This window comes from Natronincola peptidivorans (assembly GCF_900111615.1).
GTDB classification, from domain to species: Bacteria; Bacillota; Clostridia; order Peptostreptococcales; family Natronincolaceae; genus Natronincola_A; species Natronincola_A peptidivorans.
Genome location: NZ_FOHU01000003.1, coordinates 1 through 23,278 on the forward strand (window position 1 = coordinate 1; position 23,278 = coordinate 23,278).

A 23,278-nucleotide genomic window follows, 5' to 3' on the forward strand; every position below is an offset into this window, starting at 1 on the left:
TTACTATAACTTTCTTCGTCCTCACAAGCTTCATGAGTGGAAGCGTCCTTTAAACGAAGTCGATATGCTGACAAATGCCGATAATATGCCGGGCAAATGGCAGCTACTGATCTACTTAGGGCAACAAACCATCCTCTCACAACAAAACCAACCTTCCCCTTAAATGTGCCTTTGCACTTTTGCTAAACTTCATCGTTTCACCATCAATGCTGTGGGTTCCAGAGCATTATTTGTGGTATCATCAATCTATTTTTTTGATGTTTTCTTCTTTTAAGAAGGTACTCCCCCCACAAATCATGTTGTAAAATTTTGTTTCTTAGTTTTCATAACCTACTTTACACTATCTTTATTCTCCATGATAATTTGCTCTATTATTTTATTACTTATCGTATAGGGATCCGTCTCCCTTTTGGCCACTTTCTCTGCAAAGCTACGAATTTCGTTTTTGTTTTTATTATTATCTAATACTTTACTCATAAGACTTTGTTGAGTTAAATGCAATATCTCCATCTCACTATTACTGATCCGTCGTTCAATTCCTTTGCCAGTACGCTCTAGGTAGTTTTCATGTTCTTGTAGATTCTCTACTAATTCCTCTATGCCTTCATTTTTAATAGCTACTACCTTTGTTACTGGCGGCCGCCAATCCCCATGGTTAAAATCCAGCATCATTTGAATTTCTGTTTTCGTTCTGTCAGCACCTTCTCTGTCAGCCTTATTGATAATAAACACATCTCCTATTTCCATAATTCCTGCCTTAATAGCTTGGATATCATCTCCTAGCCCAGGTACCATCACCATTACTACTGTATCTGCTGCCTTGACAATATCTACCTCCGACTGACCCACCCCTACAGTTTCTATCAAAATATAATCAAGTCCATAGGCATCTAGTATCTTTACAGCTCCCAAGGTAGCTTTCGAAAGTCCTCCCAAATGTCCCCTTGTTCCCATGCTTCGAATAAACACCCCTGGATCCGTATTTAGATCCGACATCCGTATCCGATCTCCTAGAATAGATCCGCCTGTAAAGGGGCTGGTAGGATCTACAGCAATAATACCTACTGTTTTGTTCTCCTGACGTAATCTTTTTACCAGTTTATCAGTAAGGGTGCTTTTACCAGCTCCAGGTGGTCCAGTAATGCCTACTACCTTTGCTTTCCCAGTATGCTTGTATATAGTAGACAATACATCTATAGCGTCCTTATCATTATTCTCCACCATTGTAATGAGTCGAGCTGCAGCTCTCTTATCACCCTTTAAAAGCCTTTCTGCTAAATCCATTATTGCACCACCTAATTCATTAATAATCAAGTTAAAATGGGAAAAAGGGGGAAATCCTTCCCACCTTCTATTCCCCGATTTTTAAACCCTTTTCAAATTTTCCTTAATAAAGTCTATGGTTACAGTTGTAGGGGTTCCGGGAGTAAATATTTCTTGTATACCCTTCTCCTTTAAGAAAGGAATATCCTCCTCAGGAATCACCCCTCCTCCTATCACTAAAATCTCGTCGTAAGCATTTTCTGCTTTTAGTAGCTCTACTACCTTTGGAAGAAGATGGTTATGGGCTCCAGATAAAACACTTAATGCCACAACATCTACATCCTCTTGAATAGCCGCCTGAACAATCTGCTCAGGTGTCAACCTTAATCCGGTATAAATTACCTCCATTCCTGCATCTCTTAAAGCTCTTGCTATTACTTTAGCTCCTCTATCATGACCGTCCAGGCCGGGTTTTCCAACTAACACTCGAATAGGTCTATCCATCTCGTTAACCTCCTTTATTTTTCTACTATATTAAAGAATAACGTTTTGCTGATATTCACCAAATACTTCTCTTAAAACTCCACAAATCTCTCCCAAGGTTGCATAGGCTTTGACAGCATCTAATATATAAGGCATTAGGTTTTTATTGCCTTTTGCAGCATCTTTAAGGGCTGATAAGCTTGCTTCTACTTGCTCATTGTTTCTTTCTGCTTTTAGTTGATTAATTTTTTCTTTTTGCATTTCACCGACAGCTGGATCTACCTTTAATAGGCCTTCATTAGGTTCTTCCTTCACTTGGAATTTGTTCATACCAACAACAATTCTTTCTCCATTCTCAATTTGTTTTTGGTACTCATAAGCACTATCCATAATCTCTTTTTGCATAAATCCTTTATCAATGGCTTCAGCTGCTCCCCCTAAATCATCAATCTTCTTGATGTATTCCATTGCTTCCTTTTCAATATTATTGGTTAAGCTCTCTACATAATAGGAGCCAGCTAATGGATCTACAGTTTCTGCTACACCACTTTCATGGGCTACAATTTGCTGTGTTCTTAAAGCAACCCTTACAGATTTCTCTGTTGGCAATGCCAAAGCCTCATCCTTAGAATTGGTATGCAGTGACTGTGTTCCACCTAGGACTGCTGCTAAGGTTTGAATAGCAACACGAACAATATTATTGTCAGGCTGCTGGGCCGTTAATGTAGACCCTCCTGTTTGAGTATGAAATTTTAATTGCATAGATTTTGGATTCTTGGCTCCAAATCTTTCCTTCATGATTTTTGCCCAAAGTCTTCTAGCAGCTCTATACTTAGCTACTTCTTCTAGTAAATCATTGTGAGCATTAAAAAAGAAAGACAATCTTGGTGCAAATTTATCTACATCTAAGCCAGCTTTTATAGCCGCCTCCACATAAGCAATCCCATCAGCTAAAGTAAATGCAACCTCCTGTACAGCAGTCGATCCCGCTTCACGGATATGATATCCTGAGATACTAATAGTGTTCCATCCCGGAACTTCTTCAGAGCAATATTCAAATATATCTGTAATCAATCTCATAGAAGGCTCTGTTGGGAAGATATAGGTTCCTCTTGCTATGTACTCCTTTAGTATATCATTTTGAATGGTTCCTCTTAGTTCTTGAGAGGATACACCTTGTTTCTCTGCCACAGCTATATACATAGCCAACAAAACAGATGCTGGGGCATTGATGGTCATGGAAGTACTTACCTTATCAAGAGGTATACCATCAAATAGTATTTCCATATCCTTTAGAGAATCAATGGCTACTCCTACCTTTCCTACTTCCCCCTCAGATAAAGCATGATCTGAATCATAACCAATTTGTGTTGGTAAATCAAATGCAACGGATAATCCAGTTTGACCTTGCTCTAACAAATATTTATATCTTTTGTTAGATTCTTCTGCCGTGGCAAAACCAGCGTATTGTCTCATGGTCCAGAATTTTCCTCGGTACATGGTAGGCTGTACCCCTCTGGTAAACGGATATTCTCCCGGGAAACCTAAATCTTGATCATAATCAAATTCCTCTAAATATGTAGGGGTATAAAGTCTATCGACTTCTTGATTGGACCCCGTCACAAATTCATCCTTTCTTTCTGGGAATCTTTGCAAACTCTTTTCAACCTTATTATCATTCCAGTCTGTTTGATTTTTTTTAAGTTCCTGCAACTTTTCTTTTTCAAACATCTTATTGCCTCCCTCGTGTTATTTAAAATATTATACTTAATATATATATCTTTATTATGAGCAATTCTTATAAAAATCCTCCATCTTCATTATATATGTTTTAAAAGAATTTTTTTTAGTATTTTATTTGTTTTTTTATTTAAAATCTTAAAAACCTCCTAGTTTTGAAATTTTTGCTTCATAAGAAATAAAAGTTGAAATTTTAATTTCATTTTTGTTATCCCTATTGTTATTCTACAGTTTTTAAATAATTCCTGCAAGCCAATTAAAAAATTTAAAGCGTTGAATTTTCATTGATTTGTTAATTTTCTTCAGCTGTATATCAATTATGCAAGATATATTTTCAGATATGTATATCATTGAAGTTTTTCCTCTAAATTACCTTAAAAAGGGTAGAAATAAGATATATTATTGAAGGTTTCTTGCATTTTAAAAATACATGTATTTTTTGGCGACTTAAAAAAGTCCCGAATATAAATTCAGGACTTTTTCTTTATTCTTCTTTTTTATCTTGATCCTCACTAGGATTCTCTTGGTCTTTTGGCTTTTCCTCGGAGTCTTCTTGAGCTTTGTCTTGGATTTTTTCTTCTTGCCCTTCTTGCTCCGCTTCCTTCTTTTCCTCGCCCTTTTCCTTGGCTTTTAATTCTTTCATTTTCTTATCAATATCTTCAACAGTGTCTTGATCTTCTATAATCAGTTCTCCATCAAAGATTTTTTTGTACATATCAGCATCTAGGGTTTCTAGTTTTAATAAGGCTTTTGCTATAATGTGCAGGCTATCCATATTATTCTCCAATAGTTCCTTTGCTGTTTCATAGCCTTCATCTACAATTCTTTTTATTTCATGATCTACCTCAGAAGCTACCTCCTCAGAGTAATTACGCTTTGAGGTCATATCTCTTCCTAAAAATACCTCATCATCTCCGCCACCTAAAGCCATCGGTCCAATTTTATCACTCATACCATATTTCGTAACCATGGCTCTGGCAATATCAGAAACTCTTTGAAGGTCATTTTGAGCTCCTGTGCTAATATCATTTAAAACAAGCTTTTCTGCCATCCTGCCCCCTAGAAGATGTACGATATGATCCTCCATCTCTGACTTGGTAGCATAATATTTGTCTTCCTTCGGTAAAATCATTGTAAATCCACCGGCTCTACCTCTTGGGATAATCGTTACCTGATGGACAGGATCTGTGTTTGGCAGTAATGTAGCTACAACAGCATGCCCAGCTTCATGATAGGCAGTAATCTTTCTTTCCTTTTCACTGATGACACGACTTTTCTTTTCTATTCCAGCAATTACCTTTGTAATAGCTTCTTCTATGGTGGCCATTCTAACCTTTTTCTCATTTTTTCTAGCAGTTAACAAGGCAGCTTCATTCATAAGATTCTCTATATCAGCTGGAGTGAAGCCAGGGGTTCTTCTTGCTAACACTTTTAAATCTACATCTTTATCTAGTGGCTTACTTCTAGAATGTACCTTTAATATAGCTTCTCTACCTTTTATATCAGGGGCTCCAACCATAACCTGTCTATCAAATCGTCCAGGTCTTAAAAGGGCAGGGTCTAATATATCAGGTCTATTGGTGGCTGCAACAATGATAATACCTTCATTGATGCCGAAGCCATCCATTTCTACTAATAGCTGGTTAAGGGTTTGCTCTCTTTCGTCATGACCTCCCCCAAGTCCAGCACCTCTTCTTCTTCCTACAGCGTCAATCTCATCTATAAAAATGATACACGGAGCACTTTTCTTTGCTTGCTCAAATAAATCTCTTACACGGGATGCACCTACACCTACGAACATCTCCACAAAGTCAGATCCACTTATACTAAAGAATGGAACGCCCGCTTCTCCTGCTACCGCTTTGGTTAAGTAGGTTTTCCCTGTTCCTGGAGGTCCAACCATCAAGATGCCTTTTGGGATTCTTGCCCCAAGCTCAATATATTTACGAGGATTTTTTAGGAAATCTACTAGTTCTTGAAGTTCTTCCTTCTCCTCATCCAATCCCGCTACATCTTCAAATGTGGTTTTATTCTTGTCATCATCCTTATGAAGCTTTGCTTTACTCTTGCCAAAGGACATTACTCGATTGCCTCCACCTTGGGATTGCTGCATAAATACAAACCAAAACACTACAAAGATTAATATCATAAAAATAGAAGGTAACAATTCAATAAACCAAGGTGTCCCTGGAGGGGGTGCACCTGTCACTTTTAGGTTTCTTTGATTAACCATTTGCTCTTCTATCACTTCTGTAAACTTTTCTTCGCTAAACACAGTAGGTATAAAGGATTTAAAATGAACAGGCTCATTATTACTTATAATCGTTCCTTCTACTGAGCGGTCTACGATATGAATTTCTGTTACATTGTTATTTACAAGCTCTTTATATAATCTGGAAAAATCTATTTCTATCGTTTGCTGAGGTTGTTTGGCAAATTGTTGCACAAGTATCAACAGGATGATAAAAATCAGTATATAAAAACTAGCTCCTCGGAAAAATTTCCTCAAAAAAAGTCCTCCTCTCATGACCATCATTTTTTTCTACATTAAAATATTTTACCACACTATCCAGTTAAAAACAACTAAGTTGGATAGTAGTTTTTATAAATCATTCTACATCTGAGGGGGGGTTATACTGAATCGATAAAATTTTATTGGTTTCATCAGTAACTTTATATTTTTCACTAATTCTAAAACCCACTACCCACATAATCTCCTCTCCATCACAGATTAATGGTATTTGATTTCTTTTTTCTCTCTCAATCTTGTAATCTATGAAAAAGTCCTTTAGCTTTTTGCTCCCTACCAGACCCAAAGGCCAAAATCGGTCTCCATCCTTGCGATTTCTCACATTTAAGGTTTGTTTTATTTTGTCATAATCAAAGTATTTGATATATTTATCTCTACTAATAGCTTCTATATTATCCCTCTCTATTACCTTTGTAATGATTACACCTTGGACTTCCTCTATTTTTGTATGCCCATTCTCCCTTAAAGGGTAATAAAATGTAGTTTCTTCCTCTTGCTCCTGCGTAGTAAATATAACCTTATTATAACTCGTTTTTACTATTATACCCATAGGAAGTAAAATTTTCTTGCCAGTTTCACTTTTTTGTATCAATTCCATGATGCTTTGCATATGTTTATACTCTAAAGCCTCTAATTTTCCAACTAAAGCTTCAGTGGCTAATCTAAAAATTCTTGACTGCAAAGCTATATGTAATTTATTTATACCTTCCATAGAAAATTCTAAACATCCTTCCCTAGCTTGAAGCATTACCTGCTTATAAGCATCCTTTCCAACTATTTCAATAAATTCATTGTCTTTTTTAAGAATCTCTGCTGTTTTTGCTAGACTTTCTATGATATTGGGATTATAATGCTCCTCTATATAGGGAATCAATTCTAAGCGTATTTTATTACGGTGATAGATGGGCTCTAAATTCGTTTCATCAATTCTTGGTGATAAGTTGTGTAGAAGACAATACTCCTCTATTTCTTTACGACTTATATCTAGTAAAGGGCGAATGATTTGTCCTCGACCGTGATGAATAGCCGTCAGCCCTTGTATACCAGTGCCCCTCAGCAATCGCATCAAGACAGTTTCCGCCTGGTCATTTTGGTTATGGGCAACGGCTATTTTGTTTGCTCCTACCTTTTCTACTACCTCTTGAAAAAATTTATACCTCAGCACCCTGCCTGCCTCTTCAGAGGACAATCCTTGTTCTTTAGCATATTTAGGAACATCCATGCTTTTAACAAAGCAAATTACATTCATTGCTTCACAGAAATTAGCTACATATTGTGCATCCATTTGGGCATCAATTCCTCTAAAATTATGGTTCAAATGGGCTACAAATAATTGCAGGTTAAATTCTTCTCTAAGACTATATAAAGCATGTAACAATACAATGGAATCTGGCCCACCAGAAACCGCCACCACTATTCTGTCCTCTACCTCAACTAAATCATATCTTTTTATTGTTTTTTTTACTTTATCCAGCATGCTCTCATCCCTCGTTTGTTGATTTATAAGACATTTTCTACTCTATTTGATTATACGAGATATCCTAAAGTATTTAAGCTAGAAATAGGATTATTATTGTTATACAAAAGGAAAAAATACTAAACCCTAAGAAATAATTGATTCTTTTTTCTTTCAGTAGTATTCTCATTTGCTGTTGAATGCCTTGTTCCTGTCTATATAGCTTTTTAAACCCTTCTAAGAAATAATCCACCGATTTATTTTGATCTAAGAGACCTTCTATAATATATGCTTCTATTTCCTCCCCTAAACCTAAACCTCTGATTTTGTTAATAACATCCTGGATATTTTCCTTTTTAGGATGTATATTCTCCTTTAAAAGCAGTTTGGTAAAAATCATCATAACTGCAAATATCCCATAAGAAGCTTCTGCTACCCTTTCTCCGCATTTCCAGTTGGCTCGATCATACAAAGGGGTAAACTCTTTCACAGTCTCTCCCTTTTTTACCGCTCCGCCTAAATCTATTATCTTCAGCTGCCTGTTCTTTTTATCCATCATTATATTTTCCAGCTTTAAATCTGTTATGATATACTCTTCGCTGTATAATGTCTTTATTCCTTTTAAAATTATAAGAATAATAGCGATAATTGTATTTTTTTGCAAATATTTTTGTTGTCTATATTTTTTTAGATTTTCTCCTTCTATATATTCCAATAAAATATAGTAATAGTTTTCCCCATGTATTTGATAATCATCTATTTCGTAGCATTTTACAATGATATCAATTTTATTAAATTTTTTCAACAACTCATATTCTCTATTAATAGAAATACTATCTTTACTGATTTTTAAAGCATACTCCTTTTTTGTTTTTATATCTTCTACTAAATAAACCTCTGCGATCCCTCCCTTACCGATTTTTTTCTTAATCTTATATTTATTTTTACTCCATCTTCCCTCAATAACAGAAGCAGGGGTCAGTTGAGGCAGTTCCATTCCTTTTTCACCTCTTTCCTTATGTATAAATAAACGGAGAATATTTATTCTCCGTTATCCTATGGCATCTTCTAGTTTTAGTGCTTCTTCCTCATTAGACATCTCCTGGTACTCTTCCATAAGCTTTATTGCGTAGTCTAAAGCCGGAGCGGTAGGGGTGGTTCCTCTAGTTTTTATATCATAAAGTCTGCTTTCTAAAGTCTCTATGTTATCATTAAAATTATGTATTAGTTTAAAGTATTCTCTTCCCTCACCTGGATAAGCAATTAAGGCCATATCTACTCTACCCTTCCTGGCTTTAAAGGTATCCATGAGATCCAAAATACTATGTCTCGCCGATTGGATCTTTTTTGCCATGCTTCCACTGGTATCCATTAGAATACAACACTGCATAACCACTTCATCAGAATAGGAATCGATATATTGTAACAGCTTGCTTCGGGAGACTGGCGCCATGTCATCTAGATTTTCTCCAATAATCTCCTTTAACTGTTTATTTACTGCATCCTGTATGGTTTTATTTACAGTTTTATAGGTTACACTTTGCATTGTTTGGTATAAATCATCGATACAGGTGTATTCATAGGTACCTCCTCCTGCCTCAGCAATATCTTGAATTTCTGTCAAGGGCTTTTCATCTGCCTGTTTCTCATCTACAATCCCTATGGTATTGACAATAATATTTTTTTTATTAGCTTCCCTGGCTACCGCAATAGGATCACCTCCTACATTGGACTGACCGTCAGTGACAACAATGATTTGCTTTATAACAGCTTCTTTATTATCCATATCTTACCTCCTATGCTTTTTTTGCAAGTATTGCCATAAGAAGGTTTTTTATGCACAAAGAAAGCATAGCATAAAGCAGAATATGCCCTATGCTATGCTTTCTTAATCTTTTTAGTTTTAAACTAACTTTCTTTTTACCATTTCCTCTACAATAAAGGATCCCACGTCTTCTGCATAGCTGCCAGATGTAAAGCCAGCATCATAGCCCAGCTCCTTTGCCAGCTCATGAGAAATCCTTGGCCCACCACATACAACCACCATTTTATCTCTTATGCCTTCTGCCTCCAGCATTTCAATAAGCTCTGTCAGGTTGGGTATATGCACATCTTTTTGTGTTACAATTTGGGATACCAGTATTGCATCTGCCTTTAGCTCTATTGCCTTTGCCACCAGTTCCTCATTTGGTACCTGGCTGCCTAAATTGTAGGCCTCTATTCCATTATATCTCTCCAGACCATAATGTCCATCAAAGCCCTTCATGTTTAAGATGGCATCAATACCAACAGTATGGGCATCTGTTCCAGTACAGGCCCCAATAATCACAACATCCCTGCCTATATTGCTTTCTATATATGCTTCTACCTCTTCCTTCTCCATAGTATCTACTTCTACCTTAGCCACTTGAATACTGCTATAATCTACAGTATGCTTGCATTTACCATATACCACAAAGTAAGTATAGCCTATGCCCAAGTCCTTAGCATCTACAATACTGGGCTCTTCCAGGCCCATTTTCAGAGCCAGCAGTCTTGCCGCCTCCCTTGCTTCTTCTCCGTAGGGTACCGGTAAAGAAAAGCTTAATTGTGCCATACCATCATTTAAGGTATCTCCATAGGGTTTTACCTTTGTCAAATCAACCTTCTCTATAGCCATTATTTTTTCCCTCCTAACATCTTATCAATAAAGGGATTAAAGTATCCTTCAGCTTTTTTTGTTACCCCTTCCAGTCCTTTTCCGCCAGTCCTCAATCGCTTAACACCACCGAATTTACCTTCTTCTATTGTGGTAAACAGCCCTTCCTTTTCTATCTGCTCCAATAGCTCCCCGGCGTTATAAAGTACCTCCTGGGCTCTTTTTTGGATAACGCCATCCTTTTTGAATTCAATTTCTTCCCCTAAATCTCTGCAATTGTTAAAGATGTACTTAGCATTTTCAATAGCCAATGCTCTATCATGGAGGTGGGGAGTGTGAATAGCTTCTGTCAGCATACCTAATAGCTGTATTCCTTGATTTGTCCAAATAGATATTAGATTAAACAAAGCATCCTGTATATGTCCCTTAAATATATTACCTGTTTTAAACTTAGTAGGAGGCATATACTTTAGGGGGGCATTAGGGAATATTTCCTTCGCCATTTGCGCCTGTGCCAGCTCCCACAGGAACCCGTTTTCTATATCTGGATTCATTTCAAAGGCATGACCTAGCCCCATTTGCTCTTCAGGAATTCCTGCATTTAAAGCAAACTGCTCATTGATCAATTGCGATGCCAGTACCGTATGGGCTTCCTCCACTGCATCAGAGGTGGTTAAGTAATTGTCCTCTCCTGTATTGATGATGATGCCGGCATAGCCATTGATGATTCTGGAGAAATATTGATCTACTAGGGTTCGCTGCATATTGATATCCCTGAAAAGGATACCATACAGAGCATCATTTAGCATCATATCTAATCTTTCCAAAGCCCCCATTGCAGCAATCTCTGGCATACATAGCCCTGAGCAATAGTTGCATAATCTTATATATCTTCCTTCTTCTTCTCCTACTTCATCCAATGCCTTCCTCATAATCTTAAAGTTTTCCTGAGTTGCATAGGTGCCGCCAAATCCCTCTGTAGTAGCGCCATAAGGGACATAATCCAGTAAGCTTTGAGCTGTACTTCGAATCACGGCGATAACATCCGCTCCCTGCTTAGCAGCGGCCTTGGCTTGAATAGCATCTTCATAAATGTTTCCACTGGCTACAATAACATAAAGATAAGGTTTTTTTGCATCCCCAATCTTATCAATATAGGTCTCTCTTTTTTCCCTATTGGCTTTAATCTTTGAGACGGTTTCCTCTGCTATGGTATCAATAGCCTCTTTAATTTCATCTAGGCTATGGGCAGGAATACGGGTTAAATCTAATTCTCCAGCGCTAACAGCCTCCGCTATTTCTTGAGAAGATTTTCCTGTATCCACCATGGCATTTCCCATCCAGTAGGCAATACCACTTCCTAGGCCACCACCCTCTTTAATATTGTCCACCACAACATTGGCCAGTGGTTTATCAATGTCATTTTCTCCATCTATTCCTAGTAATCGTGCAACTGTTCTTTCCACCGCCACAGTTGTATGTTGATCAATAAACTTTTGTACATCCTCTGCAATGTTACTTGCGGCAGTTCTAGCCTTGTCAATCATCCCTTGATTTAGATTTAGCTTGCTATTCATTTTGTTCCTCCCTTTCTCTTATAGATTTTGATGCTTCCTCTATAATCTCTTCCTTTAGACCCATTAGCTTAGCAATCATAATGGCATCCTTCGGCGAAACCTCTTCTTCCTTCTTTTCTTCCAGACGATAATCCATATATTTTTCTAATACCCCTTTATAATCCTTAGACACCTGCAATTGCTCCTTTAATGTTTCCACTGGGACATTTTTAAGTCCCACCACCTGCAGATGCTTAATTCCTTCTATATTGCTGAGGCCATCAAAGTGGGTAGTTACCACGGAAATAGATGGCTTATTCTTCAAGTACTCCAACACACCTCTAGAAATACCATAGCCCTCTAGAGGATTCGTACCTCTAGCTAGCTCATCTATCAAAATCAACCCTGCATCATCTGCCTTTTCAATCACAACTTTTAATCCTTCAATCTCAGCTCCAAATGTGGAGAGACCGTTTTCCTCTGATTGTTGATCTCCTGAGGAAAAATAGACAAAAGATACTGGAGATATAATAGCCTCCTTAGCTGGCACATAAAACCCTAACTGTGCCATAGCGGTAATCAAAGCCATCATTTTTAAAGTAATGGTTTTTCCTCCCATATTGGCTCCTGTGATTAAGGTTATTCCTTTTTCTAAAGAAACATCTACAGGGGTATAGCTAGAGCCTTGACGTTTTAGTTTTTCTTCGATAACAGCATGTCGGCCATCCTTTACCCTAAGCATAGGCTCCTCTACTATCTTAGGCTTTACTGCTTTCATTTGTAGTGCCAATATGGCCTTCCCCATAATAAAGTCCATCTGTCCTATGGCATCAATATTCCTTACTATATCATTGGCGCTTTCACCTATTGTTTCCGATAACATTTGACGAATTTTGAATTCCTCTTCTTCTTCAAGTAGTTTTATATCTTCTAATTCTGTTTCTAGTATTTTTAATTCCTTTGAAGGCTTTATTTTATAAATAAAAAATTTAATATTCTCTGCTATCTGATGAACCCTTTTGGAGTTCCCCAGCTTTTCTATCTGCTGCTCATTTTCTCTTTGGACAAGAATTTCTCCATTCAATTTAGGCTTAATTCCTATTTCTTCTTCTATTTCTTCTTTGATTTTTTTATTAAGATAAGTTATTTTTTCTTCTAATTCCCTTTTCTTCCTTCGGATATTGGTCAGTTCCTCAGAATATACATCATATATATAAAAGGTTTCAACGCCGGTATTCTCAGGGTCCAATAATTGCTCGATTTTCTCCATGGACAACAACTGAAAAACTTCTATTGCTATGGGGGAGCGTCGGAGAAACTTTCGCAGCTTTTCCATCGCCATGATTTGGTTTTTGATTTCAAAGAGCTCTACTTCATTGAGTATTTCATGGTTTCTAGCTCTATAGAAAGAGCTTTTTATATCGATAAACTCGCCTAAATGATTGTTTAAGCCCCTCAGGACTTGATAATCCTTTTCTACAACCTCCAAAAAAATCCCCAAATCCCTTAAGGTCTTACGTAAATCCTTTATTCTATCTGATAAATAAGGATTTATGTTTTCTTTTACCTCTTTTCCATAGGGAGTTTGGGTAGGAAGTTTTTGTAATATATGTTTTAAACCAATCTCTTTTGCATTTTCTTCAGTAATATAATTATACATGTACCTCTTCCTCCTCCAGCATGACATCAATTACTGGTAGTGGTAGATTTCGCTTCATTCTATTGTAAAACTCTTTAGGATCAAATTGATAGCCTTGAGGTGCATATGGATTCAAGGTAGCCACCAAAGTGTTTATTTTGTCTACTACCTTTATTTTAAAGCCCCTTCTTATAAAAAAGTTCCAATCCTTTGCACCTATAAATATCTTTGTTGCATCCCTTACTATAAAAGTAACATTTTTATAAAGCTCTGTTACCGTCAATATATCCTCCAATGTTTTCTTCACTAAACTACCAGATAGAATAACATAGGCACTTTCCTCTGTTAAAGCTCTCCCTATAGTAGTTCCATTGTTAATAGCAGTTGGTATATCTAACACTTCAACATTACCTGACTTATCAATAATACTGTAGGATTTATCCTCCATTAAGCTAGCAATCAAAGGCTTCATGGTTTCATCCTCAATGGTTGGTAGGTTAAACAGGTGTACTTGGTGCTGTGTTCCTTCTATGACTTTATCAATATCTCTGCTAAGAACTGCTCCAGTAGCCAATATAGTAGCTTCTGTAATGGAAGGAGATGCTGTTGTCTTACGGTTAATAGCACCATCTATTAGCACAATCTCCGCTCCGTAAAACCTCATCTTCATGGCCACTTCTCTTATTTCAGAGTTGGTATCTGGGCCTGCAATTTCTATCATCCCTCTTGCCTTTACTTTGCAGATAATCACTCTACCCATGGCAGTAACATAATCAGTAGCTTCTAAAATTTCCAGTTTGGCATCACTTCTCAATAAACAGTCCTCTGTAGTTGCAATAATGGTGTTTTCCATGACATAAATCGTTGGCTTTTCAGTCTTTGTCACTAAATCCTGTTTTTCTCCGTCTCTACCAGTAGAGGTTAATCCCAAGATGATGTTTTTTTCTGCTGCCTCCTCTAATAACCTGTTTAGGGTAACGGTTTTTCCGGCGTTTTTCGCCATCCCTACAACAGAAACAGTTTTGTATTTGTAACGAATCAAATCCATTAATTGCATCTCTACACCTCCCACCTGAAAACTCAGGTTATGGTTTAGGTCCAGCTATACATAACTAAAAACCTAAACCAAACCTTGTTTAAAAGCTCTAACAAAAATGGTTCCTTACTATTACTCTATTCTTTTTTACTTCTTTCGTGTCTTTCTAAGTTAGCTGGCTCTAAAGCAGTTATATTTCCTTGGTGTAATCCAGCTACTCCATGGAGCTTATGTGCCTTCTTTCCTGTACAAACATCACAGCTGCAGCTTTCCTCATAAGGAGCTGGCTCTGTGTAGGTGGTAATAACCCCCTCATAGTTTCTGAGAACTACTTTGTTATGGGATTGGGATAATACATAATTTGGCATCACAGGGATTTTTCCGCCACCGCCTGGCGCATCTACCACAAAATTAGGTACTGCATATCCGGAGGTATGACCCCTAAGTCCTTCTATTATTTCTATACCCTTTGCTACACTTGTTCTAAAATGCTCAATTCCCATAGAAAGATCACACTGATAAATATAGTACGGTCTTACTCTATTTTTCACCAGCCCGTGGACTAAATCCCTCATAATATGCACACAGTCATTGACTCCTCTTAAAAGTACCGATTGGTTTCCTAACGGAATTCCTGCATCTGCCATTAAAGTAAGGGCTTCCCTTGCTTCTTTAGTCAGTTCCTTTGGATGATTAAAATGTGTATTTAACCATATAGGATGATACTTTTTCATCATGTTTACTAAAGCTGGTGTAATTCTTTGCGGTAGTACCACTGGTGTTCTACTGCCTAAGCGAATAACATCGATATGCTCTATGGCCCTTAATTTACTAATGATATATTCTAACCTTTCATCAGAAACCAGTAGGCAGTCTCCTCCAGATAATAGTACATCCCTTACTTGCGGTGTGTTTTTAATGTATTCAATAGCCGCATCTATTTTATCTACAGGTAAGCCAGTATCTTTTTGACCAGCAAATCTTCTTCTAGTACAGTGTCTGCAATACATAGAACACATATCAGTAATCAACAATAGTACCCTGTCAGGATATCTATGGGTTAGTCCTGGCACTGGAGAATCTTCGTCCTCATGCAGTGGATCCTCCATATCAGCACTACCCTTTGTCAACTCTACCGTTCTAGGTACTGCTTGTTTTCTGACAGGGCAGTTAGGATCATTTTCATCCATCAAAGCTGCATAATATGGGGGTATACCCATCCTTAGAGTTTCAAGACACTTCAATATGCCCTTTTCCTCTTCTTCAGTTACATTGATAACCTGCTTCAATTCCTCTAAGGTGGTAATTCTATTTTGCACCTGCCACTGCCAATCGCTCCAATCTTTTTCTGAAACGTCTTTCCATAAATCTATATCTCGATAGTGACGCATCTAATTCCTCCTCTACAATGGTTAAGCATACAATTCTTCGTAGGTTTTTCTCAAGATCTCACTTTCTCGCATTATTTGCAGTGCAATTTCCCCATGTCCTTTTGTATAGCCATTGCCTATGATCATGGTAGTATCACGACCAATTCCTTCAGCTCCTAAGGCAGCCTTTGTAAAGCTGGTTGCCATACTAAAGAAATAAATCAATCCATCATCTTTAGCTGCTAATATGCTGGCCATTTCTGTATTAGGTACATTTACACAGTTGATGACAACATCAGCCATTTCTCCATTGGTTGCTTCCTTTACCTTTTCCATCACTTCAACTGCATTGGTTGCATCTGCTGTAAAGTATTCATCCGCTAAATTCATATTTTTTACTCTAGCTACTGATTTTTCACTATGGCCTAAGCAAATAACCTTACCTGTGATTCCTGCACGTTTTTTTGCTTCATATAGACAAAGCATTCCAGATTTTCCACCACCGCCGATGATAACAACTGTATCACTAGGCTTTACCAGCTTAGCCGTTTGTGCAGGTGCACCTGCTACATCTAATACAGATAATGCTAAGTTTTCTGGAATATCTGTTGGCATGACAGCATAAATACCGCTTTCAAATAAAATAGCTTTTCCCTTTATATCTACTTGATCTATGTCCTTACGGATTTCTTTGATTTCATCAATTTGCAAAGGTGTCAAAGATAAAGAAACAAGGGTAGCTAGTTTATCTCCCACCTTTAGATTAGTTTTTCCTTCTAAAGCTGGTCCAACTTTTTCAACAGTTCCTATAAGCATACCACCGGATCCAGTAACAGGATTTTGGTGTTTTCCTCTAGCAGCAACAATGCTCATCATAATCTCTTTAATTTTTTCTATATCTCCTTGAGCTTCTTCTTTTATTTGAGTGAAGCTAGCAGAATCAACATTTAATGTCTTTACATCAATAAGTATCTCATTGTCATAAATCTCCATGCTGTTATCAATCTTTGTAGCAGGTTGTGGTAAAACTCCTTTTGGTTCAATTACTCTGTGAGTGCCGAATGGACATCCTTTTTTCATCTTTATTCCCCCTTGATATTTTTAAGCTTTTGTAAAGCTTCATAAGTTATTCACATTAAAAAAATAAGTAAATACTTAATTCATAGCAGCATTGCACTATTTCATCAATAAAAACTCTATAGCAATTATATTGATGCAATATTCATGCCAACATATACAGCCGATATTGATTTTGCTTTTATCTGTGTTTTCAACGGGTCTAAAGGGAAAAATGTAGGTGGGTCTGGCAAGGGCAACAAATAATTGCCGAATAATCGGCAATTAAGTGATTTGATATTTTTGCATTTTATACTGCAAGGTCTGTCTGGGCATTTGTAACAGCTTTGCAGTAGTGGTAACATTGCCTTTTGTTTTGGTTAACATTTCTGTAATTACCTGTTTTTCTGTTTCTTCTAGTCTCTCTTTTAAAGAAATACTATTGGCCTCTATATCCTCTGCAGAAGCATAGCTATAGCTTTTAAAGTAGTAGGGTAGATCCTCCACTGTAATCAGTTGACCCTCCAGTATGTTCATCATTCCTTCGATTACATTTTCTAGCTCTCTTACATTACCAGGCCAGTGGTATCCATGGAAAATCTCCATGACCCTAGGCTCTACCCCTAAAACTTGTTTGTCCAGCTTTTTATTAAATTTTCTAATAAAGAAATTCAGCAATACCTCTACGTCTTCTTTTCTTTCCTTTAGATTAGGTATCCGTAAAGAAACAACATTTAATCTGTAAAACAAATCGCTTCTTAAATACTTCTTCTCCACCGCCTCTAGGGGATCCATATTCATAGCAGCGATGATCCTTACATCCACAGGTCTTGTTCTTATATCCCCTACTCTTCGAATGTTTCCTTCCTCTAAAACCCTCAATAGCTTAGATTGAAGTTCAATCGGCATGGAGTTAATCTCATCTAAAAACAGAGTGCCTCCATTGGCTAGCTCAAATAATCCTGGTCGATCATCTGCCCCAGTAAAACTTCCTTTCGACGTACCAAACAGTATACTTTCCAGCAGGGAGGCAGGGATGGCTGCACAATTTTGTGCAATAAAGGGCTTACTACTCCTCACGCTGGCATTATGGATAGATTGTACGATTAATTCCTTTCCCGTTCCCGTACTGCCATAAACCATAATAGAAGATAAATTTTGGGCAGCTCTAAGTGCTTTTTCCTTTAATCTCTTTATTTCTTTACTGGCTCCAATAACATCAGAAAAAGTATATTTAGCGGTTCCTTTTCTTTCCCGCTTTTTTACAATTTCTTCGTTATATAGCTGTTTTTGTAAATCTACAACCTTTTCTGATAATGCCTTTACCTGTGTGATATCCCTAGAAATTTCTAATGCCCCTAGAATTTCTTTTTCCTCTATGATAGGAATAGAGGAATTAATGGTGGTAATTTTGTAGCCCTTATAGTTTAAAAAGGTTTGTTGAAAATTGTAAATAGGGTGGCCAGATTTAATCACCTGCATCAAGGTACTGGTTGCCTCGGTAAGAGAAGGATAAATGTCTAATATATTTTTCCCGATGGCTTCATTTCTATTAAGATTGTCTAAATTAGCCGCTGCTAAATTGCAGTAAACGATTTTCCCATCAATATCTACAATTTGAATTCCTTCTCCAATATAGTCCAGCACTTTTTCAATATTTTTTTTTGTAAGAATTCTTTTCATCCTATCACCGCCAATTTTTAAGCTATTTATGCCCATTTTTCAGCACCCACATTTCTATTATATCGTAATCACTTGAAACTTACAAACAATTGAAAAAACCCTGTGTCTTACACAGGGTCTGAGGTTGTAGAAAAAATCAAATGATGCAGCAAAAAAAATGGAAACTTGCTGCTACTTTTTATTTACTATTTTTCGGTGGCCTTGGTCCGTAATACTGGTAGTAATTACACTGTATCCTTCCGTTATATAGCTTACGTTTTCTGTCGGCCTTTTTACCAAATAGTTCTTCAAATTGAGGGTGAGAGGTGATAACATAGTGCGACCAGGTGTCTAGCTGATTGAAGACCTTCCCCATTGTCTTGTAAAGCTTTTCTACTTCCTTTCTCTCCCCTAATCGCTCACCATAAGGTGGATTGGTTATAATACAGCCATATTCAAACCTAGATTTTAAATCCTTTACATCTAGTTTTTGAAAATGGACCTCCTCCTCTACAAAGGCTTCTTTACTATGGTATCTTGCTAAACTCATTACCTCACCATCTATATCCGATCCATAGATCCTCAAAGGTCTATTATAATTAGCTAAATCATGGGTTTCCTTTCTAGCGTCTCTCCAAAGCTCTTTAGAAATTACCTCCCATTCCTCCGACACAAAGCTTCTATTCATTCCCGGAGCTATGTTTTTCCCTATCAACGCTGCTTCTATCGGGATGGTTCCCGAACCGCATAACGGATCTATCAATACTCTGTCAGGATTCCAATAGCTTAATAAAATCAATGCTGCTGCAAGAGTTTCCTTGAGAGGAGCTTTGTTAGATAAGGTTCTGTAGCCTCTTTTATGTAATCCAGCACCACTGGTATCAATGGTTAAAGTGGCTATATCCTTTAATAGGGCTACTTCTATGGTATATTGACCCTTTTCCTCCTTAAACCATGTAGTATTATAATTCTTTTTTAAGCTTTCCACCACCGCCTTTTTCACAATAGCCTGACAGTCAGGTACACTGGCCAGCTGCGAATTAATTGACTTTCCCTCTACAGGAAAGATTCCGTCCTGTGGTATCCAATCACTCCAAGGCAGGGCTTTTGTTTTTTCAAATAACGCTTCAAAGCTGGTTGCCTTAAACTCTCCAAGCTTTAAAAGAACTCGATCAGCTGTTCTTAACCACAGGTTACACCTACATATCGCCATCTCATCTCCAGTAAATGTAACTCTGCCATTCTCAACCTTAACATCCTCATAACCTAATTCCTTTACTTCTCTCGCTACTACTGCCTCTAAGCCAAAGGCTGCTGTAGCAATTAATTCTATTTTTCTCACTTTATCTCTCCTATTCTTTATAAATCATCCATTACTTTTTCTTTTTTGGATTCATTCCTTCTACCTGTTTGGTAATAACCTTCCACATAATTTGCCCCCATATAAGGCCTGCTGCAGCAAAAATTGCAATAGCTAAAAGGGAGTTTATTGTAAAAAAGTTATCCGTGATTTCCCTAAAGGAAAATCCATACTGAAATAAACTGGTTAATATTACAAAAATAATACCTGTGGAAATTCCCCAGCTTAGTACACCATGCTTCAACACATAGTGTACTTTCCCTTTATTATACAATTCCACTAAATTTCTATTTTTATCCTTCATAACCCGCTTTTCTGTTTTGTTTGACTTTTGTTTTTTTTCTTGTTTCAAGACCATCACCTCTTTGTTATATTTCCTCTTCTTAAGTATTATATCAAAATAATGGATGAAAGTTAAAAGAAAACAACAGAGGATATTTCCCCTTAGCAACCAAGGTTTTAAGATTTTTTAGAATATTTCAAGAAAAATTGTCGTTTTATGGCAGGGATTTGGCTTTCTATGTAGTAATATACTTATTAAACGAATTTCTATTTGATATGTAAACATTATATACAAAATACTCCTATTAGAATTGCTATTAGAATTGCTATTATCGTTTCATTATTATAAATCCTTTGTTAGTGACTTGCCTCAAAGTATAACCCGAATAAATCTATAAAAAGGTGGAGTGCTTGTGAAAACAATGAAATTTTTTCAAACTCAAGAAATAAGTATTATGGATGTAGAAGTTGGGATGATTGTAGCTAGAGAAATTCTCAACAATCGAGGTGTTGTTTTGATCCCTAGAGGCTTTGTGATTAACGATCCAGAGCATTTTGTTGACATGCTTTCACAGCATAGTGTTTTTACGGTCCTTATACAAAAACCTTCCGAATCTAGCATTGACGAGGACATTGTTACTGAAGAAGAAACAAGCCCAACAGCCCTAAAGATAGTAAATTTCGTCAAAAATTTTGACAGTAAGCGAGCAAGTTTAAAAAAAGAATTTGAAAAGATTATCAATGGAGATAATCTCCACGAAGATGATTTGGTCAACAAAATCCAAGAAACCCTTGAGGTTTTTAAAGAGGATATCAATATTTTTCAGTTAATGCAAAAAATTAAGGATTTAGATGATATCACTTATGCTCATGCCCATAATGTTACCCTTATTGCTTATTCCATTGGAAAATGGTTAGATTTAAAACCACAGGATTTAAAGGATTTATCCTTAGCGGCCCTATTAATCGATATTGGGAAAATACAGATACCCACCGTTTTATTAAATAAAAAGGCAAGCCTAACCAATGATGAATGGTTAGAGCTGCAAAAGCATGTTGTTTTCAGCTATGATTTAATTAAACACTATGACTTTATTGCTGAAAGAGTGAAGCAAGCTGTTTTATTACATCATGAAAAGATTGATGGAAGCGGCTATCCTATGGGAATTACGGGAGATAAAATTCCACTCTTTGCCCGTATTATTTCTATCGCTGATATCTATAGCGCTTTAACAGCAAAGAGAGCCTATAGAGATAAAAAGACCCCCTTTGAGGCCATCAAAATCATGGAAACCCAATTTATAGGAAAGTTAGACACCAATATCCTATATATGTTTTTAAATCGTATTGGGGATTATTTTGTAGGACAGATGGTTAGATTAAACAATGGAGAAACTGGAGAAATCGTTTTTATTCCAAAAAGAAATATCTATAGACCTATCCTAAAGCTGTCTGGGTCAGACACATTGTTAGATTTAAATAGTCCTGAAAATAGTGGTGTAGAAATGGAAGAATTTTATTAAAAATGTATCAAAAAATCCAACTTCATACATGAAGTTGGATTTTTTACTTTTTTTAAACTATTTACTAGTTATTCTTTGAATCATATTGTGATTTATGTGTATTGTTTTGCAAGCTCCCTCGGTTTTTTCTCCTTATTTCTCTTTGTTTTTACACAATGCTACAACAAAATACAGATTTTTTGGTGCTATCTGTGTATATGTATATACTTTCCATGTGGATAATGTGGGTAATCTTGTTGATAATGTGATTTTAAAAGGTACAAGCATGTGGGTATTATTGTGAATAGAAACCACATTATCCACAGGTGTTTGTGGATTTTTTACCGCCCCTCTATATCATCCTATTATCAAGGTAAAGGCTTTGGCTATGATGACCATAAGTATAGGTAAGAGCATAATAGTTCTTGCTAAAAAGCCAATGATTGTTATTAATTAAACACTTGTTTTATGTGGCTTGTCTAGTAAAAATATGATATGGTATTATTAAAACAAAAACATTATCATAATTTAAAGAAGGTGATAAATTGAGAGTAATAGATTTATATCATGCTACAGAAGATCACATATTGGCTTTACCCATCTTTAATGAAAATGGTAAAATTTTACTGTCTAATGGCGTTAGTCTAAGACCTTCACTAATAGCAAGGTTGATAGACATGGGCTATAGTAGAGTTTACATAAAAGACGAGTATTCTCAACAAGATATTGAGGACATTATTAAACCAGAGGTGCGGCAAAAGGCTATTGGTCATGTTCGAAGGTTGGCCTCTATCGTTAGAGAGGAAGGAAAGAATCCCAATAGTACCTCCTCAGAGTTTACTAAAGATTTAAACATGGCTAAGGCTACTATTTCCACCATTGTGGATGAAATTTTTGCTAAAAACGATATCGTCCTTGAGCTGCTGGATTTAAAAACAGTGGAGGGTTATATATATGAGCATTCTATTAATGTAATGATTCACTCCCTCGTCCTAGGTACTACTTTGGGGTTAAACAAGCAGGATTTAGATAAACTGGCACTGGCGGCGGCCCTTCATGATATCGGTATGATGTTTGTCCCAGAGGATATTTTAAAAAAGAGAAGTCCTTTGACGGAAAAGGAATTTAAGGAAATCGAAACCCATGCTGTCAAGGGCTATGAATTTTTAAAAACCAAACAAGATATCAACCCCACCATAAGGATACCCGCTCTACAGCATCATAAGCGCTATGACAACTCAGGCTATCCTGATACTGTTGATTATAAGGACACCCATTTATTTTCTCGAATCATTGCTGTGGCTGACACCTTTGATGCTATGACCTCCCACCGTCCATATAGAAAGGCAGAGCCGGTTTCAGAGGTGCTGGAGTATATCATGGGAAGTGGAGGTACTTTATTTCATCCAACCTTAACCAAGGCCTTTATCCTCAATATCAATCCTTATCCCGTCAACACCCTAGTGAAGCTTAGTGATGGAAGTATTGGTGTCGTAGTGAAGGTAAACGGCCGATTTTTCTCTAGACCTGTTATTCGATTAATTATTGATAAGGATAGAAAGAATACCTCTAATACAGTAGATTTATTAGAAAATAAGACGCTGGTCATTAAAGAAATGATCAGCAGCATATAAACAGTCTTCCTTCCAAAGATCTAATTGCTGACCTTATTTTGTAAAAAGTTAAAAAAGTTATAACTGATTCA

Annotated in this window: 18 protein-coding genes; 2 read left to right on the forward strand and 16 right to left on the reverse strand. The window is 36.8% G+C overall.

The annotated features are described in order from the left end of the window. Positions 1–330: 330 nt before the first annotated feature. The 16 genes from meaB to BMX10_RS04585 form a co-directional block, all read right to left on the reverse strand. Entirely contained in the window at positions 331–1,284 is a 954-nt protein-coding gene (gene meaB / locus BMX10_RS04510; RefSeq protein WP_170834681.1) for a methylmalonyl Co-A mutase-associated GTPase MeaB, read from the reverse strand. 81 nt (positions 1,285–1,365) lie between these two features. After that, positions 1,366–1,767 (reverse strand): cobalamin B12-binding domain-containing protein, encoded by a 402-nt coding sequence (locus BMX10_RS04515; protein WP_090440041.1) that lies wholly within the window; start codon positions 1,765–1,767, stop codon positions 1,366–1,368. A gap of 30 nt (positions 1,768–1,797) precedes the next feature. Beyond that, complete coding sequence (locus BMX10_RS04520; protein WP_090440044.1) at positions 1,798–3,477, reverse strand: acyl-CoA mutase large subunit family protein; 1,680 nt, start codon at positions 3,475–3,477, stop codon at positions 1,798–1,800. Between the two features lie 493 nt (positions 3,478–3,970). Next, positions 3,971–5,995, reverse strand: coding sequence for an ATP-dependent zinc metalloprotease FtsH (gene ftsH, locus BMX10_RS04525; RefSeq protein ID WP_090440047.1), 2,025 nt, complete (start codon positions 5,993–5,995; stop codon positions 3,971–3,973). 100 nt (positions 5,996–6,095) lie between these two features. Then, positions 6,096–7,493: a tRNA lysidine(34) synthetase TilS gene (tilS, locus tag BMX10_RS04530; protein ID WP_090440051.1), complete on the reverse strand. Its 1,398-nt coding sequence runs from the start codon at positions 7,491–7,493 to the stop codon at positions 6,096–6,098. Positions 7,494–7,566: 73 nt separating this feature from the next. After that, positions 7,567–8,469 (reverse strand): protein kinase domain-containing protein, encoded by a 903-nt coding sequence (locus BMX10_RS04535; protein WP_090440054.1) that lies wholly within the window; start codon positions 8,467–8,469, stop codon positions 7,567–7,569. 54 nt (positions 8,470–8,523) lie between these two features. Further along, the gene (locus BMX10_RS04540; protein ID WP_090440056.1) at positions 8,524–9,258 is read right to left on the reverse strand and encodes a vWA domain-containing protein; all 735 of its coding nucleotides are present in this window, start codon (positions 9,256–9,258) and stop codon (positions 8,524–8,526) included. A gap of 117 nt (positions 9,259–9,375) precedes the next feature. Continuing rightward, entirely contained in the window at positions 9,376–10,131 is a 756-nt protein-coding gene (gene kamE / locus BMX10_RS04545) for a lysine 5,6-aminomutase subunit beta (RefSeq protein WP_090440059.1), read from the reverse strand. Continuing rightward, entirely contained in the window at positions 10,131–11,687 is a 1,557-nt protein-coding gene (kamD, locus tag BMX10_RS04550) for a lysine 5,6-aminomutase subunit alpha (protein WP_090440062.1), read from the reverse strand. The genes kamE and kamD overlap by 1 nt, the downstream gene beginning before the upstream one ends. Further along, on the reverse strand, positions 11,680–13,326 hold the full coding sequence (kamC, locus tag BMX10_RS04555; RefSeq protein WP_170834682.1) for a lysine 5,6-aminomutase reactivase ATPase KamC: 1,647 nt from the start codon (positions 13,324–13,326) through the stop codon (positions 11,680–11,682). The genes kamD and kamC overlap by 8 nt, the downstream gene beginning before the upstream one ends. Then, the gene (gene kamB / locus BMX10_RS04560; protein ID WP_090440067.1) at positions 13,319–14,362 is read right to left on the reverse strand and encodes a lysine 5,6-aminomutase reactivase subunit KamB; all 1,044 of its coding nucleotides are present in this window, start codon (positions 14,360–14,362) and stop codon (positions 13,319–13,321) included. Before kamB ends, kamC begins: the two co-directional genes overlap by 8 nt. A 116-nt stretch (positions 14,363–14,478) precedes the next feature. Then, positions 14,479–15,732, reverse strand: coding sequence for a lysine 2,3-aminomutase (kamA, locus tag BMX10_RS04565; protein ID WP_090440069.1), 1,254 nt, complete (start codon positions 15,730–15,732; stop codon positions 14,479–14,481). Positions 15,733–15,753: 21 nt separating this feature from the next. Continuing rightward, positions 15,754–16,791, reverse strand: coding sequence for an L-erythro-3,5-diaminohexanoate dehydrogenase (gene kdd, locus BMX10_RS04570; RefSeq protein WP_090440072.1), 1,038 nt, complete (start codon positions 16,789–16,791; stop codon positions 15,754–15,756). A 261-nt stretch (positions 16,792–17,052) separates the two neighbouring features. After that, positions 17,053–18,486 carry a sigma-54 interaction domain-containing protein gene (locus BMX10_RS04575; protein WP_244272634.1) on the reverse strand — a complete coding sequence of 478 codons (1,434 nt, stop codon included), beginning with the start codon at positions 18,484–18,486 and terminating at the stop codon, positions 17,053–17,055. Positions 18,487–18,628: 142 nt separating this feature from the next. Then, the gene (locus BMX10_RS04580) at positions 18,629–19,771 is read right to left on the reverse strand and encodes a THUMP domain-containing class I SAM-dependent RNA methyltransferase (protein WP_090440075.1); all 1,143 of its coding nucleotides are present in this window, start codon (positions 19,769–19,771) and stop codon (positions 18,629–18,631) included. 31 nt (positions 19,772–19,802) lie between these two features. Then, positions 19,803–20,141, reverse strand: a complete 339-nt coding sequence (locus BMX10_RS04585) for a hypothetical protein (protein ID WP_090440078.1) — start codon at positions 20,139–20,141, stop codon at positions 19,803–19,805. Between the two features lie 352 nt (positions 20,142–20,493). Between BMX10_RS04585 and BMX10_RS04590 the strand changes: the two genes are divergently transcribed. Together BMX10_RS04590 and BMX10_RS04595 are read left to right on the forward strand one after the other, a co-directional pair. After that, positions 20,494–21,594: an HD-GYP domain-containing protein gene (locus BMX10_RS04590; RefSeq protein WP_244272649.1), complete on the forward strand. Its 1,101-nt coding sequence runs from the start codon at positions 20,494–20,496 to the stop codon at positions 21,592–21,594. 524 nt (positions 21,595–22,118) lie between these two features. Continuing rightward, positions 22,119–23,207: an HD-GYP domain-containing protein gene (locus tag BMX10_RS04595; RefSeq protein WP_090440084.1), complete on the forward strand. Its 1,089-nt coding sequence runs from the start codon at positions 22,119–22,121 to the stop codon at positions 23,205–23,207. Positions 23,208–23,278 lie beyond the last annotated feature (71 nt).

Coding starts and splice junctions, on each gene's coding strand:
- meaB (WP_170834681.1), bottom strand. CDS start 1,284: ATGGATTTAGCAGAAAGGCTTTTAAAGGGTGATAAGAGAGCTGCAGCT.
- BMX10_RS04515 (WP_090440041.1), bottom strand. CDS start 1,767: ATGGATAGACCTATTCGAGTGTTAGTTGGAAAACCCGGCCTGGACGGT.
- BMX10_RS04520 (WP_090440044.1), bottom strand. CDS start 3,477: ATGTTTGAAAAAGAAAAGTTGCAGGAACTTAAAAAAAATCAAACAGAC.
- tilS (WP_090440051.1), bottom strand. CDS start 7,493: ATGCTGGATAAAGTAAAAAAAACAATAAAAAGATATGATTTAGTTGAG.
- BMX10_RS04535 (WP_090440054.1), bottom strand. CDS start 8,469: ATGGAACTGCCTCAACTGACCCCTGCTTCTGTTATTGAGGGAAGATGG.
- BMX10_RS04540 (WP_090440056.1), bottom strand. CDS start 9,258: ATGGATAATAAAGAAGCTGTTATAAAGCAAATCATTGTTGTCACTGAC.
- kamE (WP_090440059.1), bottom strand. CDS start 10,131: ATGGCTATAGAGAAGGTTGATTTGACAAAGGTAAAACCCTATGGAGAT.
- kamD (WP_090440062.1), bottom strand. CDS start 11,687: ATGAATAGCAAGCTAAATCTAAATCAAGGGATGATTGACAAGGCTAGA.
- kamC (WP_170834682.1), bottom strand. CDS start 13,326: ATGTATAATTATATTACTGAAGAAAATGCAAAAGAGATTGGTTTAAAA.
- kamB (WP_090440067.1), bottom strand. CDS start 14,362: ATGCAATTAATGGATTTGATTCGTTACAAATACAAAACTGTTTCTGTT.
- kamA (WP_090440069.1), bottom strand. CDS start 15,732: ATGCGTCACTATCGAGATATAGATTTATGGAAAGACGTTTCAGAAAAA.
- kdd (WP_090440072.1), bottom strand. CDS start 16,791: ATGAAAAAAGGATGTCCATTCGGCACTCACAGAGTAATTGAACCAAAA.
- BMX10_RS04575 (WP_244272634.1), bottom strand. CDS start 18,486: ATGGGCATAAATAGCTTAAAAATTGGCGGTGATAGGATGAAAAGAATT.
- BMX10_RS04590 (WP_244272649.1), top strand. CDS start 20,494: ATGAAATTTTTTCAAACTCAAGAAATAAGTATTATGGATGTAGAAGTT.